This is a genomic window from Micromonospora saelicesensis (assembly GCF_900091575.1).
GTDB classification, from domain to species: Bacteria; Actinomycetota; Actinomycetes; order Mycobacteriales; family Micromonosporaceae; genus Micromonospora; species Micromonospora saelicesensis.
Window position 1 is genome coordinate 14159 of sequence record NZ_FMCR01000008.1, and the last position, 14976, is coordinate 29134.

Annotated in this window: 13 protein-coding genes; 5 read left to right on the forward strand and 8 right to left on the reverse strand. The window is 71.3% G+C overall.

The annotated features are described in order from the left end of the window. Nucleotides 1–9: 9 nt before the first annotated feature. The gene (locus GA0070561_RS28510) at nucleotides 10–1842 is read right to left on the reverse strand and encodes a DUF6311 domain-containing protein (protein WP_091407442.1); all 1833 of its coding nucleotides are present in this window, start codon (nucleotides 1840–1842) and stop codon (nucleotides 10–12) included. Nucleotides 1843–2060: 218 nt separating this feature from the next. On the opposite strand from GA0070561_RS28510, the gene GA0070561_RS28515 reads away from it, so the two are divergent. Continuing rightward, a complete protein-coding gene (locus tag GA0070561_RS28515) occupies nucleotides 2061–3278 on the forward strand; it encodes an extracellular catalytic domain type 1 short-chain-length polyhydroxyalkanoate depolymerase (RefSeq protein ID WP_091407444.1) in 1218 nt (405 codons plus the stop codon). A 128-nt stretch (nucleotides 3279–3406) separates the two neighbouring features. Here GA0070561_RS28515 and GA0070561_RS28520 read toward each other — a convergent pair whose 3' ends face one another. Further along, nucleotides 3407–4321 (reverse strand): LLM class flavin-dependent oxidoreductase, encoded by a 915-nt coding sequence (locus tag GA0070561_RS28520; protein ID WP_091407446.1) that lies wholly within the window; start codon nucleotides 4319–4321, stop codon nucleotides 3407–3409. Nucleotides 4322–4519: 198 nt separating this feature from the next. Beyond that, a complete protein-coding gene (locus tag GA0070561_RS28525; protein WP_091407449.1) occupies nucleotides 4520–5422 on the reverse strand; it encodes a TIGR01777 family oxidoreductase in 903 nt (300 codons plus the stop codon). Between the two features lie 312 nt (nucleotides 5423–5734). Between GA0070561_RS28525 and GA0070561_RS28530 the strand changes: the two genes are divergently transcribed. Further along, complete coding sequence (locus GA0070561_RS28530; RefSeq protein ID WP_091407451.1) at nucleotides 5735–6586, forward strand: NmrA family NAD(P)-binding protein; 852 nt, start codon at nucleotides 5735–5737, stop codon at nucleotides 6584–6586. Between the two features lie 30 nt (nucleotides 6587–6616). Here GA0070561_RS28530 and GA0070561_RS28535 read toward each other — a convergent pair whose 3' ends face one another. Beyond that, complete coding sequence (locus GA0070561_RS28535) at nucleotides 6617–7615, reverse strand: aldo/keto reductase (RefSeq protein ID WP_091408029.1); 999 nt, start codon at nucleotides 7613–7615, stop codon at nucleotides 6617–6619. Nucleotides 7616–7671: 56 nt separating this feature from the next. On the opposite strand from GA0070561_RS28535, the gene GA0070561_RS28540 reads away from it, so the two are divergent. After that, nucleotides 7672–8058 carry a MerR family transcriptional regulator gene (locus tag GA0070561_RS28540; protein WP_091407453.1) on the forward strand — a complete coding sequence of 129 codons (387 nt, stop codon included), beginning with the start codon at nucleotides 7672–7674 and terminating at the stop codon, nucleotides 8056–8058. On the opposite strand, the gene GA0070561_RS28545 is transcribed toward GA0070561_RS28540, so the two are convergent. Both GA0070561_RS28545 and GA0070561_RS28550 read right to left on the reverse strand, forming a co-directional pair. Next, the gene (locus tag GA0070561_RS28545) at nucleotides 8013–8549 is read right to left on the reverse strand and encodes a hemerythrin domain-containing protein (protein WP_091407456.1); all 537 of its coding nucleotides are present in this window, start codon (nucleotides 8547–8549) and stop codon (nucleotides 8013–8015) included. The two genes, GA0070561_RS28540 and GA0070561_RS28545, sit on opposite strands and share 46 nt — an antisense overlap. Nucleotides 8550–8651: 102 nt before the next feature. Next, nucleotides 8652–9989 carry a low temperature requirement protein A gene (locus GA0070561_RS28550; RefSeq protein WP_091407458.1) on the reverse strand — a complete coding sequence of 446 codons (1338 nt, stop codon included), beginning with the start codon at nucleotides 9987–9989 and terminating at the stop codon, nucleotides 8652–8654. A 154-nt stretch (nucleotides 9990–10143) separates the two neighbouring features. Between GA0070561_RS28550 and GA0070561_RS28555 the strand changes: the two genes are divergently transcribed. Beyond that, nucleotides 10144–11079, forward strand: a complete 936-nt coding sequence (locus GA0070561_RS28555; protein WP_091407460.1) for an SDR family NAD(P)-dependent oxidoreductase — start codon at nucleotides 10144–10146, stop codon at nucleotides 11077–11079. Between the two features lie 64 nt (nucleotides 11080–11143). On the opposite strand, the gene sucB is transcribed toward GA0070561_RS28555, so the two are convergent. Continuing rightward, entirely contained in the window at nucleotides 11144–12988 is a 1845-nt protein-coding gene (gene sucB / locus GA0070561_RS28560; protein ID WP_091407462.1) for a 2-oxoglutarate dehydrogenase, E2 component, dihydrolipoamide succinyltransferase, read from the reverse strand. A gap of 66 nt (nucleotides 12989–13054) precedes the next feature. After that, a complete protein-coding gene (gene lpdA / locus GA0070561_RS28565) occupies nucleotides 13055–14446 on the reverse strand; it encodes a dihydrolipoyl dehydrogenase (RefSeq protein WP_091407464.1) in 1392 nt (463 codons plus the stop codon). 178 nt (nucleotides 14447–14624) lie between these two features. Here lpdA and GA0070561_RS28570 point away from each other — a divergent pair, with 178 nt between their 5' ends. After that, a complete protein-coding gene (locus GA0070561_RS28570; RefSeq protein WP_091407467.1) occupies nucleotides 14625–14954 on the forward strand; it encodes a hypothetical protein in 330 nt (109 codons plus the stop codon). Nucleotides 14955–14976: the final 22 nt, after the last annotated feature.

Sequence of the window (14976 nt, forward strand, 5' to 3'; positions counted from 1 at the left end):
CGTCGCGGTCTACCGATCGGCGGGCGGGATACGCCAGAGCCAGACGTCGTCGACCCGTTGCGGCTCGCCGAACAGGGCGGTGCCGGTACGCAGCAGCGCCGCCTCGTCGACTTCGAACTTCGCCCCGTGCACCTCGTCGGCGAGCACCACCGTCTCGATGCGCCAGTGCCGCAGGTCCGACTGGACCTCCCGGATCGTTCCGTCGGTGACGATGGGGACCAGCCCGGTGCGGCCGGCCTGGTCCATCAACGCGCTCAGCGTGCGCGGCACCGGACCGATCCGGCCCCGCCCGTCCGGCCCGCCGGGGCCGAGGAAGAAGCCGCCCGGGATGGCGAACTCGCCCTGGCGGTGCGACAACGCGTACGCCTGCCAGCGTTGGCCGTCCGGGTAGATGTCCACCGTCAGGGGCACCGGGGTCAGCACCCCGTCGGGTGACACGTAGTCCCGCCAGGTGCCGGAGGTGATGAAGCGCGGGATCGGCTCCCGCTCGTCGGTCAGCAGCGGGGTGGGCAGCAGCGGCACCAGGGCCGCCGCGAAACCCAGCACCCAGGCCAACTCCGTGGGGCGGTACCGGGGTGGCGCGGCGCGCAACTGGTCGACGGTGTACGCCAGGACCAGCCCGATCACCGGCGCGACCACCAGTGCCAGCCGGGCCGGTAGCGCGGCGTTCACCACCGGCAGTTGTCCGACCAGGTCGAACGGCATGGGCAGATCGGTGCGTCGGCCGTCGACCTTGGCGACCGGCCCGAAGGAGAGCACCGTGAAGATCAGAGCGAGGGCGCCCAGCGCCCAGAGGGTGGCCCGGCGGTGCGGGTCGGCCCGCCGCCAGAGCACGACGAAACAGATCACTGTGAGCACCAGCAGCGGGATGCCGAAGAACGAGTTCTCCTCGGTCGGGTTCGGCGCCAGCGAGGTGCCCAACCCGGCCTCGCCGGCCAGCGAGCGGCGCGGGAAGGCGGCGAACGCCGCGATGTCCTCGGAGTGGATCACCGGGTCGAAGCCTGTGCCGTGGAACCGTTGCGGCCCGGCGAAGTGCAACCACAGGGGGTACGACAGCAGCACCCCGGCGACCACTGCGGTCACCCCGAGCCCGCGCAGGAAATTGGGCAGCACGGCGCGGGCCTCCACCCGGTTGGCCGGGTGCAGCGCCCAGATGGCGACGAACACCCCCAACGCCAGCGCGGTGAAGAAGAGCCCCTCGGCGGCGATCGAGAAGGCCACCGCGACCAGCACGCCGAGGATCAGCCCGTCCCGAAGCCAGTGCCCGGCGCGGCGCAGCGCGAACAGCCGCCAGATCAACAGCGGCACCAGCCAACCGGCGGTCCAGTTCAGGTGCGCGTTGGCGTGCGACACCATGCCGGGGGAGTAGGCGATGAACAGGGCGCCGACCCCGGCGGCCAGCCGGCTGCGGACCAGGTGCCGGGAGAGCAGCCAGTACCAGACCAGCGCGGTGGCGAGCAGGTTCAGGGTGAGGATCACCAGGAACGTCGCCGGTGGCCCGATCAGGTACGTGAGCGGGGCGAAGACCACCGCGTACACCGTGATCGTCGTGTTGACCGCGAGGTTCACGCCGTCCGGGACGTTGATCAGGTAGGTGAAGAGCGGGTTGTCCCAGTGGGTGACCGCGTGCCCGCCGAAGGCCAGCAGCCATTCGAAGAGCGCCTGGTCGCTGGAGTTGACGGTGATGGTGCGGACGTTCGGGTCCCGCCACAGCCCACTGGTCACCCAGACGGCGAGCGCGAGCGCCACCAGCACGACGATCAGGTCGGCCCGGCGGTCCCGGACGGTGCGCGGCGGTGACGCGGGTGCGGGCCCGGTGGCCAGCGACGGGGAGGACGGCACGCAGCGGACGTTACCAACCGGACCTGGACGGGCCGGTCAGACCTGCAAGGACGGGACCGTTGGGGACGGATTCGGCCTGCCACGTCGACGGTTTGGCGTACACAGCATCCGTCGTGAATGTGTGAGTGTGCCCCATGTCATAGCCGCGACACATCGTCGTAACGTCACGGCAACTCGACCGTGACCCAGTTCACAGTCCGCCCCCTCAGGAGGCCGCCGTGCGCCGCTCCTCGTCCACCCTCACCCGGCTGCTCGGTGCGGTCGCCGGGCTCGCCCTCGCCGTAGCGGGCGCGGTCGCCGTCGCCGCACCAGCCCAGGCCGCCACCCTCACCCAGGTCACCGGGTTCGGCTCCAACCCCGGCAACCTCGCCATGTACGCCTACCGGCCGGACGGCCTGCCGGCCAACTCCCCGGCCGTCGTCCTGCTGCACGGGTGTACGCAGAACGCCTCCGGCTACTTCGCCAACTCCGGCTGGCAGAAGTACGCCGACCAGTGGAAGTTCGCCCTGATCGTCGCCCAGCAGCCCTCCGGCAACAACGCCAACTCCTGCTTCAACTTCTTCGAGGCGGGCGACACCACCCGAGGCCAGGGTGAGGCGCTGTCCATCAAGCAGATGGTCGACCACGCCAAGACGAACTACGGCATCAACGGCTCCCGGGTCTACGTCAGCGGGCTCTCCGCCGGCGGGGCGATGAGCGCGGTCATGCTGGCCACCTACCCGGACGTCTTCGCCGCCGGATCGATCATCGCGGGGATCCCGTACCGCTGCGCCACCAGCATGGTCAACGCGTTCAGCTGCATGAACCCGGGTGCGGACAAGACCCCGGCCGCCTGGGGCGACCTGGTCCGTGGCGCGTACTCCGGCTACACCGGCCCGCGCCCCCGGGTGGCCATCTGGCACGGCACCTCGGACACCACTGTCACCCCGCTCAACGGCACCGAGTCCCGCGACCAGTGGACCAATGTGCGGGGCGTGTCGCAGACCCCGACCAGCACCTCGTCGCTGCCCGGCAACACCAGCCTCGAGGTGTACGGCAACGACGACGTGCGCCTCTACCGGATCTCCGGGATGGGCCACGGCACCCCGGTCGACCCGGGCTCGGCGGCCGAGCAGTGCGGCACCGCTGGCGCGTACTTCCTGGACACCATCTGCTCGACGTACCGTGACGCGCTCTTCTTCGGTCTGAACGGCGGCGGGACCAACCCGACCCCGACCCCGACGGCCACCCCCACGCCGACCCCGACGGCCACCCCGACCACGCCGCCGACCTGCGTGACGGCCAGCAACTACGCGCACGTGGTGGCCGGTCGGGCCTACCAGTCCGGCGGCTACGCCTACGCCAACGGCTCCAACCAGCGGATGGGCCTCTACAACACCTTCTACACCAGCGCCCTCAAGCAGACCGGCCCCAACCACTGGGTGGTCGGCTGCTGACCCCACCCCCACCGGCCTGTCCCTGTTGATCAAGAGGTTCGCGTCGTCCGGAAGCCGGAATCTGACGCAAACCTCTTGATCAACAGGGCTGTCGGCGGGGGCTGGGGGCTGGGGGCTGGGGGGGCCGGTCAGGTTAGGCGGGTCAGGACCGGCTCTAGCGTTTCCAGCGCATTGGTGCGGACCACGAAACGGGTCACCCCCCAGCGCCGTTCGTGCTCGGCGACCGCCGTGATGATCTCGTCCACCGTGCCGATCAGCACGAACGGGGTGGCCAGCAGTTCGACGGCGGTCATGCCGTTGCGCCGGGCCTGCTCCGCGGCGGCAGCCTCCGCGTCGTCGGTGACCACCACCGTCTGCACCAGCGCCTCCAGCGCAGGCGGGTCGGACCGGCCGGCTGCGCCGGCGGCCACGCAGGCCAGCTGCGCCTCGATCTGGTCGGCCCGCCAGCGCGCCTCATGCTGGTGGCCGTCGGCGAGGGTACGTCCGAAGCCGGTCAGCCCGACCACGTCGGCGTGCGCGCCGGCCCAGCGCAGCAGCGTCGAGTTCGCCGTACCCATCGTCAGCGGGATCCTTTCCTGCACCGGCCGGGGTTCGCGCAGCACCGCCTCGCGCATCGTCAGCTCGGCCGAGTCGACGGTGACCGAGGCACCGTCGAGCAGGGCGCGGACCGCCTCGGCGACGGCCACGCAACGGCGGACCCGGCCGGCCACGTCGGGGCGTTCCCGGCCCACCGCGCGCCACTCCGCCGGGGTGTGACCAGCGCCGACACCGAGCCGGGCCCGTCCGCCGGAGATCAGATCGAGGGTGGCCACGTCGGCCGCGAGCAGCATCGGTTCCCGTACGCCGAGGTTCGACACGTACGAGCCGAGCCCGATCGTCGAGGTGACCGGGGCGGCGGCGGCCAGCGCCACGAACGGTGACGTCACGTCGCCGGGGTGGTCCGCGGCGAGCAGAGCGTCGAAGCCGGCGGTCTCGGCCCGACGGGCCAGCTCGGCCCAGCTCACCGCGTCGGTAGGGGTGGCCTGGAGGGAGAAGGTCGCCATTGGTCCAGCATCGGCCCACGCCGGCCCGCCGACGACCCACCGACCGCCGATTCTGCCAAGGGCCGAACCACCGAAGTGCGCAGACTGAAGCCCGAGGGCTGCGCCCCTCGCCCCTGTTGATCAAGAGGTTTGCGTCATCCGGAAGCCGGAATCTGACGCAAACCTCTTGATCAACAAGGATGGGCAGGCGGGGTGGGTCTAGGGGGTTGTCAGGGCTGCTTGGAGGGCTTGGGGGAGGGTCTGGTGGTGGTAGGGGTACGCGGCTCTCGTCAGGACTCCGGGGAGGACCCGGGTGCTGGTGAGGGCCTCGTGGGAGAAGCCGCCGAGGACCACCTTGAGTGCCAGCGCGGGGATCGGGACGATCGCCGGGCGGTGCAGTTGCCGGGCCAGCTCGCGGGTGAACTCGGCGTTGGTGACCGGGTTCGGCCCCACCACGTTGACCGGGCCGGCGATGTCGTCGCGGTCGAGCAGGAAGCGGGTCGCGTCCAGCCAGTCGGCCATCGAGATCCACGGCAGCCACTGCCGGCCGCTGCCCAACCGGCCGGCGATGCCCAGTTTGAACGGCAGCAGTTGCGGCTTGAGCAGCCCGCCCTCGCGGTGCAGCGGCAGACCGGTACGCAGCCGGACCACGCGTACCCCGGCGTCCTCGGCCGGCCGCGTCGCGGCCTCCCACACCCGGCAGACGTCGGCCAGGAAGCCCTCGCCGGCCGGCGCGTCCTCCTCGACCGCCCGGTCACCCGTGTTGCCGTACCAGCCGACGGCCGATGAGTTGAGCAGCACCCGGGGTCGGTCCGCGGCGGGCAGGCCGGCGATGGTGGTCGCCAGCGTGGTGGTGCTGTCCACCCGACTGGTGCGGATCAACCGGCGGTAGTCGTCGTTCCAGCGTTTGTCGCCGACACCCGCGCCGGCCAGGTTGACCACGGCGTCGGCCTCGGCGACCACGGCCGGGTCGAGTTGCCCCGCGGCCGGGTCCCACCGCCGCTCCTGCGGCCCGCCCGGCGCCCGACGGATCAGGCGGGTGACCTCGTGCCCGTCGCGGACGAGCAGGTCGACCAGTCGGGTGCCAAGGAAGCCGGACGCGCCGGCCAGAAGGATCCGCATACCCCCATCTTCGTCCAGAACGCCACCGGTGGATGCGTGGGGCTGCCGAAGGTGGGGGCGTTTCGACGAACGAATGTGCGCGGAATCCTTGTGCGGCGTGAAAGCGCAGGTCAACGAATGTTCCCAGGGCCGAAAATGGCTGCCGCGCGCCGTCGGCGGTCAGCGCGTTTCCGCAGGTCAGGGCAAACATGAATGCCATGTTCGCGATTGCTTGCGGCATCGATCTGGCTGACCATGAGTCATCCGAGAGCGCTCCCGTTTGGCGGGGTCGGCTCGCCGTGCCCGCCGTCGGGCGATCCCTGAGGAGGAACCATGCCGATCCTGGTGACCGGAGCGACCGGGACCGTCGGAGGCAGTGTGGTCCGACAATTGGTCAGCGCCGGCCACGACGTACGCGCGCTGACCCGTGATCCCGCGTCGCCGGCGGCCACCGCGCTGCCCAGCGGGGTGGAGGTGGTGGGGGGCGACTTCGCCAGGCCCCACACGCTGGCGTCGGCGCTGCGTGGCGTGACGCGGATGCACCTGGTCGCGATGGACGGGTACGGGCCGCTGAGCACCGGTGCGGAGATCTTGGAGCTGGCCCGGAAGGCCGGCGTCCGCCGGATCACCCACCTCGGTCACAACGATCCGAGCCGTGCCGACGACGACCCGCTCGAGGCACCGCACCGGCCGCTGCACCGGGCTGTCGAGAACTCGGGCCTGGAATGGACGCACGTCTTCCCGGGCGAGTTCATGGCGAACACCCGCGAGTGGGCGGCCGGCATCCGCACCGAGGGGGTGGTGCGGGCGCCATTCGGGGACTGGAACAGCGCGCTGGTCCACGAGGCGGACATCGCAGCGGTCATCGTGGCCGCGCTGACCGAGGACGGCCACGCCGGTCGGGTGTACCAACCGACGGGGCCGGAGCCGGTCCGTCGCCGGGACGCGGTCCGGATGATCGGCGAGGCGATCGGCCGTCCGGTGCGCTTCGACGAACTGACCCCGGAGCAGGCCCGCGAGTACTGGAAGGACCACTATCCCGCCGAGGTGATCGAGTGGTTCCTGGAGATGGGGCGGTATCTCGACGGCAACGCCTGGGTCGCCCCGGACGTCGAGCGGGTGACCGGACGCCCCGGGCGCACGTTCCGGCAGTGGGCCGCCGAGCACGCGGACGACTTCCGGTGACAACGCCCGGGGCGTGGACCGGCCCGGTGGTCAGGCCGCGTGGGCCGGGCGCAGGTCGGCGAGCAGTCGCTCCACCTCGGCGTACGACTCGGCACTCAGCGGGCCGAGCGTCAGGGTGGCCAGGTTCTCATCGGCCTGGGCCACCGTGCGCAGGCCGGGGATCGGCACGGTACGGGGGCTGCGGGCCAGCAGCCAGCCGAGCGCGCCCTGTGCGAGGGTGCGCCCGTCTGCGGTGAGCGCCGCGCGGACCTGGTCGACCCGGGCCGCCCAGCGCGGCGTCGGCCGGCCGTCGGTGAACCATTCCAGCCACTCCGGTGCCCGTCCGCGCACATCGTCCGCCCCGACCGCCCGGGTCGACCCGGTGAGCAACCCCATCGCCAGCGGCCCACGGTTGAGGCTGGCCAGGTCGTGCTTGTCGCAGACCGCCAGCACCGCCGCGTTGTCGCGCAGCACCGACTCGTCGTGCTGGATCGCCGCGCAGTGCGGGCCGGCGGCCGCGAACGCCTCGGCCGAGGCCGGGTCGTCGGTGCTCCAGCCGTACGCCCGGATCTTGCCCTGGTCGACCAGGGCCTCCAGGGTGTCGACCAGATCGAGCGCGGCGGGCACCGGCAGTGCGTTGATGTGCAGTTGGTAGAGGTCGACGTGGTCGGTGCCGAGCCGGCGGAGCGAGTCTTCCAGGCTGCGCACCGCGAAGGCCGGACTGGCGTCGGTGCCGAGCGCCCGCCGGGTGCTCTCCTCGCTGACGTTGCCGAACTTGGTGGCGATCACCACGCTGTCCCGTCGCCCGGCCAGGGCTTGACCGAGGACCCGCTCGCTGTGCCCGGCACCGTAGTTGCTGGCGGTGTCGAACAGGGTCACCCCGAGATCGAGTGCCCGGTGGATGGTGCGGATCGACTCGTCGTCGTCCACCTCGCCCCAGCCGAACGGCTGCCCGTCGTCACCCCAGAGCGGGCCGCCGATGGCCCAGCACCCCATTCCGATCGCGCTCACCGTGATGCCGCTGCGTCCCAGCGTCCGTGTCGTCGTCATGGTCACCAGCCTCCAACCTGGAGCGCGCTCCAGGTCAAGCACTACCATCTCGCGACATGAGCGGTTACGCCCCCTCGGAGGCCGCCCGCCGCAGCGGCTTCAGCCTCGACACTCTGCGGTACTACGAGAAGATCGGCCTCCTCGCGGACGTGGAGCGGACGGCAGGCGGGCAGCGGGTCTTCACCGACGACGACCTCGGCTGGCTGGTGCTGTTCCGCTGCCTGCGCGACACCGGGATGCCGATCGCGCAGATGCGCCGCTACGCGCAACTGGCCCGCGACGGCGAGCACACCACCGACGAGCGGCACGAGTTGCTGTGCCACCACGCGGCGCGGGTCGAGGAGCAGATGCGCCTGCTCCAGCGCCAGTACGACCACCTGCGGGAGAAGATCCGCTTCTACGAGCGACTGTCCGGCACCGCACCGGGGTCGGAGGCCGGCTGAAGGGCACCGGGTGCGGTGAGGCCGAGCAGTTCCTCGGTCGTTCCGGTTCGACCGGTGAGCGCGTTCAGGGCGGTGACCAGCCGCTTCTCCTCGTAGCGGAAGTGCGACTCCAGCAGGGCGGCCAACCCGCCCAACTCGGCGCGCACCTGGGCGACCGGCATTGCCGCGTCGCCGCCCAGCAGCGCCTCGACCCGTTCCAGGATCCCCGCCACCACCTCGTGATCGGTGATCAGGTTGTCGATGACCGGGCGCAGCTCGGGGGCCTCCTCGGCCAGCAGCCGGAACGCGCCCGCATCCTCACCGGTGTGGTGTCGGCCGAGCGCGGCGCAGAAGGTCAGGCAGTGCGCCCGCAGGTCCCGGGACGGGGTGTCGAGGCTTGCCTGCAGCCGGGCCAGTTCCGCGCTGAGCCAGAGGTGGATCTCGATCATCTGATTGCCGACGGCGGCGAGCCGGCCGGCCGGTGAACCGGTTGGGTGCACGTTTCGTCCCATGCTGTCCCCGCGCCTCCATGCCCACGGCGGCCTTCGGGCCGGGTGCACTGCGACGCTGCGCCGAAGTCTAGGGCCGGCCGGCCACGCCCCCAAACCCGGGAATCACGGCGTGGTCGGTTCGTCGGTCTCCCGGACGTCGTGCCAGCGCGCCCGCCAGGCGGCCTCGTGGGCCTCGTGGCTGGTCCGCTCCTGGAAGACGGCGGCTCGCAGGGCGTGCCGGGATTGCGCCATCACCATCACCTCCACGGCCACCAGCGCCACGCAGATCACTGTCGCGAGGGTGAGCGCGCCCAGCGCCGGCAGGTGCTGACCGACCGGGAGGGCCGCCGTGAGCGCCACGAGGACGCCGACGCGGGTCCACGTGACGGTGTGCAGGGTGCGTAACTGAAAGAGCAGGTTGACGGCGAAATAGCAGATCAACCCGCCGAACAGCATTGGCACCGCCGGCCCCTCGACCTTCTCGGCGATTCCGCCGGCCGGGTCGGTGATCTTGTGCAGGACCTCCTCGTTGCCGATCGAGAAGAGGATCACCCCGGCGATCATCGGCAGGTAGAGATACGCGTACGCGTCGCGGGCCATCGCCACCCGGGGACCGCCCTCCGCCGCGTGCAGGGCGATCCGGGCGGCCGGCCCGATGAAGTCGAAGTGCGCCCACCAGAGGGCGGCGGTGACGACGATGCCGAGCGCGGCGGCGGCCACCGCCGGCCAGGTGACCGGCTTGCCGAGCAGGTTGCCGCCGACGCCGGTCGAGATGATCGACTCGCCCAGCGCGATGATCAGGATGAGGTCGTAGCGCTCCGTCCAGTGCTCGGCGCTGGTCACCCCCCAACCCCAGGTCCCGACGATGAAGCCGGTGGCGTACTGCACCACCACCACGGCGATCCACAGGCCGTCGCGGATCATGGCGGCCTGGTCGGGGTCGGCGATCTGTGGCGGGATGAGCGCGGCGGCCAGCAGCAGCACGATGCTCACCGCCAGCTCCGGGGCGAACCGCCGCAGTTGCCGCCGCTCCTGCGGGCTGTCCCGCACCACGTGCTGATAGAGGATCCAGTGGATGCCGCGGACCACGACGTAACTGATCGCCACCAGCATCGGGCCGGCAGCGCTCCCCTTCGGGTCGGTGAACGCCTGTGGCAGTGCCAGCGCGAACGCGAACAGGGCGACCATCGCGATCACCATGAGCACCGGGACGTAGCCCTCGCCGAGCCGGACCCGGGTGGCGACCAGGCTGTGTACCACCCAGATCCACCAGAGCACGGCGAGCACCAGGCCGGCGTGCAGCAGTTGCCGGCTGGAGATGTTCGCGGCGGTGGCCCGGGTGATGATGAAGAACGAGAAGACGAAGACCAGGTCGAAGAAGACCTCGAACTTGTCCACCCGGGCACCCGGGGCGATCGGGACGGCCGGTCCCAGCTGTCCGCCCCGCCGGTAGCCGCCCACGATCCCACTCTGGCAGCGTCCGGGCTGGTCGGAGGCCCGAACGGCGATGGCGACGGGGGTCCGGCGTTACCTCCGGCCCGGGTCGGGGAAACACCGGGGCCGCGGCCTCTCGCAGCGGGCCGGTCGGTCCGCCCACCCCGGACAAGGATGGACAATGACGACCAACAACCCGATCACCACTTCGTTCGCCCATCACTCCACCGCCATGGACGTGATCCGGGGCGTGGACCTCGTCGGGCGGCGGGCGATCGTCACCGGCGGGTCCTCCGGGATCGGCGTGGAGACCGCCCGCGCCCTGGCCAGCGCCGGCGCGGAGGTCACACTGGCCGTCCGCAACCCGGACGCGGGTCAGCAGGCCGCGAACGACATCACCGGCACCACCGGCAACGACCGCGTCCTAGTCGCCCCGCTCGACCTCGCCGACCAGGGTTCCGTCGCCGACTTCGTGGCCAACTGGGACGGTCCGCTGCACATCCTCGTCAACAACGCCGGCATCATGGCCGCACCGCTGTCCCGCACCCCGCAGGGCTGGGAGATGCAGTTCGCCACCAACCACCTGGGGCACTTCGCGCTCGCCACCGGGCTGCGCCAGGCACTCGCCGCCGGCGACGGGGCCAGGATCGTCTCGGTCAGCTCCGCCGCCCACCTGCGCTCACCGGTGGTCTTCGAGGACATCCAGTACGACAAGCGGGAGTACGAGCCGTGGCAGGCGTACGGGCAGTCCAAGACGGCCAACGTGCTGTTCGCCGTGGAGGCCACCCGGCGCTGGGCCGACGACGGCATCCTCACCAACTCGCTGATGCCCGGCGCGATCCGGACCAACCTCCAGCGCTACGTGAGCGAGGAGGAGTTGGCGCGGTTGCGCGCGGGCAACGCGGCGGCCTGGAAGACCGTCGAACAGGGTGCCGCCACCTCCGTGCTGGTCGCCGCCTCGCCGCTGCTCGACGGCGTGGGCGGACGCTACTTCGAGGACTGTCAGCAGGCTGCCCCCGCCCAGCCCGGTGGGCGGACGGGCGTCGCCGACTACGCGCTGGACCCGGAGGCCGCCGAGCGGCTCTGGCAGGTCTCGACCGCGCTGCTCAAGGGCTGAGGACCGCAGACGGAAAGGGCGCCCCGGTCGACGACCGGGGCGCCCTTTCGGCGTTGCGGGTGGATCAGGCCAGGCCCAGCTCCGAGTCGAAGTTGCCGGCCTCCAGCCGCTCCTTGACCGCGGTCAGGAAGCGGGCCGCGTCGGCACCGTCGATCAGCCGGTGGTCGTAGGACATGGCCAGGTAGACCATCGACCGGACCGCGATGACCTCGCCCAGCTCCGGGTCGTTGACCACGACCGGACGCTTCACCACGGCACCCGTGCCGAGCATCGCCGACTGCGGCGACGGCACGATCGGGGTGTCGAAGAGCGCGCCCCGGCTGCCCGTGTTGGTCAGCGTGAAGGTGGCCCCGGCCATCTCGTCCGGGGTGATCTTGTTGGCCCGGGTGCGTTCGGCCAGGTCGGCGATCCGCTTGGCGATGCCGCCCATGTTGAGGTCACCGGCGTTGTGGATGACCGGCACGAGCAGCCCGCGCTCGGTGTCCACGGCGATGCCGAGGTGCTCGGCGGCCGGGTAGGTGATCGTGCCGCCGTCCAGGTCCATGCTGGCCTGGATGATCGGGTGGGTCTGCAGCGCCTCGATGGCGGCCAGGGCGAAGAACGGCAGGAAGGACAACTTCACGCCGTGCTTGGCCTGGAACGACTCCTTCGCCTGGACCCGCAGCTTGGCGACCTTGGTGACGTCGACCTCGACGACAGTGGTCAGCTGCGCCGTCTCGTGCAGCGACTGCTGCATCCGCTTGGCGATCGTCGCCCGGATCCGCGGCAGCTTCTCCGTGGTGCCCCGCTTGGCGCTCGGCTGCGGCTTCGCGGCCGGCTTGGCCGGGGGCGCGGCGGCGGCGGGAGCGGCCGCCGGAGCCGGAGCCGGAGCGGCCTTGGCGGCCTTCGCCTTCTCGGCGGCCTCCAGCACGTCCTGCTTGCGGATCCGACCACCCACGCCGGTGCCGTTGAGCGCGGCCAGGTCGACGCCGTGCTCACCGGCCAGCTTGCGCACCAGCGGGGTCACGTAGCCGGCGGCCTCTTCGCCAGCACCCGGTGCCGGGGCGGACGGGCGAGGCGGCGTCGAGGTCGACGAGGCCGGCTGCGCGGCCTGCTCGGTCTTCGCCGGCTGCGCCGAGCTCTCGGTCTCCGCGGCGGGCTCGTTGTACGACATGCCGGGGGTCGGCTCCTCGACCTTCGGCTCCGGCTTCGGCTCGGCCTTCGGCGCCGGCTTGGCCTCCGCCTTCGGCTCGGGCTTCGGCTCGGGCTGCGCCGGGGCGGGGGCCGCACCGGCAACGCCGATGATCGCCAGGTCGGCGCCGACCGCGGCGGTCTCGTCCTCGGCGACCTTGATCTCCAGCACCGTGCCGGCGACCGGCGACGGGATCTCCGTGTCCACCTTGTCGGTGGAGACCTCCAGCAGCGGCTCGTCGACCTCGATGGTCTCGCCGACCTGCTTGAGCCAGCGGGTGACAGTACCCTCGGTGACGCTCTCGCCCAGGGCGGGCATCTTCACCGCGGTGCCCTCGCCCGACGAGGCGGCGGCCGGAGCCGGTGCCTCGGCCGGGGCCTCGTCCTGGGCCACCTCGTCGGCGGTGCCCTCGGCGGCGGCCGTCGGCTCGGCGGCCGGCTCGACCGACTCGGCCGGGGCCTGCTCCTGCGGGGCGGCCTCGCCACCGCCGGTCGACTCGCCCTCACCGGCGATGACGGCCAGCTCGCTGCCGACCTCGGCGGTCTCGTCCTCGCCGACCACGATCCGGCTCAGCACGCCCGCAGCGGGCGACGGGATCTCGGTGTCGACCTTGTCGGTCGAGACCTCGAGCAGGGGCTCGTCAACCTCGACCGTGTCGCCCTCCTGCTTGAGCCAGCGAGTGACGGTGCCCTCGGTGACGCTCTCGCCGAGCCGGGGCATGGTGACCGATACCGGCATTTTCTGAGACTCCTTCATTCCCCTGGTGGGATCTTCGCCCGTCGCCGGACGCCGCGGTTTGGATGATCAGGCGTGCGCGTGCAGCGGCTTGCCGGCGAGGGCCAGGTGCGCCTCGCCCAGGGCCTCGTTCTGGGTCGGGTGGGCGTGCACGAGCTGGGCGACCTCGGCCGGGTACGCCTCCCAGTTGTAGATGAGCTGCGCCTCACCGATCAGCTCACCGACCCGGGCGCCGATCATGTGCACGCCGACCACCGGGCCGTCCTCGACCCGGACCAGCTTCACGAAGCCGGTGGTCTTGAGGATCTGGCTCTTGCCGTTGCCACCCAGGTTGTAGTTGTACGTCTTGACCTTGTCGGCGCCGTACTGCTCCTTGGCCTTGGCCTCGGTGAGACCCACCGACGCCAGCTCCGGGTCGCAGTAGGTGACGCGCGGGATACCGACCTCGTCGATCACGGCGGGGGTCTGCCCGGCGATCTCCTCGGCCACGAAGATGCCCTGCTGGAAGCCCCGGTGCGCGAGCTGGAGGCCCGGCACGATGTCGCCGACGGCGTAGACGTTCGGCACGCTGGTGCGCAGCCGCTCGTCGGTCAGCACGTAGCCGCGGTCCATCTTGACGCCCTGCTCCTCGTACCCGAGGTTGGCGGTGTTCGGGCCGCGACCGACGGCGACCAGCAGCAGCTCCGCCTCGACGGTCTCGCCGCCCTGGATGGTCAGCTTGACGCCGCCCTCGGTCTTCTCGACCTTCTCGAACGGCTTGCCGACCTTGAAGTTGATCTTCCGCTTGCGGAACGCCCGCTCCAGCGCCTTGGACGACTCCTCGTCCTCGGCGGCGACCAGCCGGGGCAGCGCCTCGACGATCGTCACGTCCACGCCGAAGGACTTCCACACGCTGGCGAACTCGACGCCGATCACGCCGCCACCGAGCACGATCACCGACGACGGCACCCGGTCCATCGTGAGGGCGTGGTCGCTGGTGATGATCCGCTCGCCGTCGACCTCCAGGCCGGGCAGGCTCTTCGCGTACGAACCGGAGGCCAGGACGATGTTGCGGCCGGTGTAGCGCTTGCCGTCCACCTCGACCACGTTCTTGCCGACCAGCTTGCCGGCGCCCTCGACGATCGTGATGCCCTTGTTGCCCTTCAACATGCCCTGCAGGCCCTTGTACAGGCGGGCGATCACGCCGTCCTTGTACGAGTTGACCCCGGCCATGTCGATGCCGATCAGCTCGGCCTTCACGCCGAACTGCTCCGACTCGCGGGCCTGGTCGGCGATCTCGGCGGCGTGCAGCAGGGCCTTCGTCGGGATGCAGCCGTTGTGCAGGCAGGTGCCCCCGAGCTTGCCCTTCTCGACCAGCGCGACCTTCAGGCCCAGCTGGACGGCGCGCAGCGCGGTCGCGTAGCCGCCGCTGCCACCTCCGAGAATGACAATGTCGAAGGTCGCTTCGTTCGGCTCGCTCACGTCCAACTCCCAGGTCGCGTCGCTGCATCGGGGGTCACGGGGATGTAACACGGACACACCCCACCTCGGTCATCTTGTCACCACTGGGCACAGGGTGCGTACTGAGGTGCCCAACGACACGTCATCGACACGTACCCTTGGCACCGTCGTCGATGACGCAACGTGGGGGAGAGATCCGGTGGGCTTGTTCCGGCGCCGCAAACAGGCGGCTGTGCCGAGCCATGACCGTGCCGCGAGTCGCGGCGATCTGGACCATTTGGAGAACTTCATCCGGAGTCGGCGCGGCGTCGAGGCGTACATCGAACCCCGCACGACGGTGACGGAGACGACCGTCATCCTGATCGCCGACGACGGGGAGTGGACCCGCCGGCGCATCGACGGCCCGGACGGCGCCCGGCGCTTCGCGTACCGGATGGGCATCCCGGTGTACGACGTCCGGCTGATGGGCTACCCGCAGCGGATGCGCGACTTCAACGAGCGCCGCAAGCGTCGCCCCGAGCTGTACTGAGACGCGCGAAAGGGGCCCCCTT

Excerpts from the sequence above, each read along its gene's own strand:
- GA0070561_RS28555 (WP_091407460.1), top strand. The coding sequence starts at position 10,144 with ATGACGACCAACAACCCGATCACCACTTCGTTCGCCCATCACTCCACC.
- GA0070561_RS28545 (WP_091407456.1), bottom strand. The coding sequence starts at position 8,549 with ATGGGACGAAACGTGCACCCAACCGGTTCACCGGCCGGCCGGCTCGCC.
- GA0070561_RS28520 (WP_091407446.1), bottom strand. The coding sequence starts at position 4,321 with ATGGCGACCTTCTCCCTCCAGGCCACCCCTACCGACGCGGTGAGCTGG.
- sucB (WP_091407462.1), bottom strand. The coding sequence starts at position 12,988 with ATGCCGGTATCGGTCACCATGCCCCGGCTCGGCGAGAGCGTCACCGAG.
- GA0070561_RS28530 (WP_091407451.1), top strand. The coding sequence starts at position 5,735 with ATGCCGATCCTGGTGACCGGAGCGACCGGGACCGTCGGAGGCAGTGTG.
- GA0070561_RS28525 (WP_091407449.1), bottom strand. The coding sequence starts at position 5,422 with ATGCGGATCCTTCTGGCCGGCGCGTCCGGCTTCCTTGGCACCCGACTG.
- GA0070561_RS28535 (WP_091408029.1), bottom strand. The coding sequence starts at position 7,615 with ATGACGACGACACGGACGCTGGGACGCAGCGGCATCACGGTGAGCGCG.
- GA0070561_RS28540 (WP_091407453.1), top strand. The coding sequence starts at position 7,672 with ATGAGCGGTTACGCCCCCTCGGAGGCCGCCCGCCGCAGCGGCTTCAGC.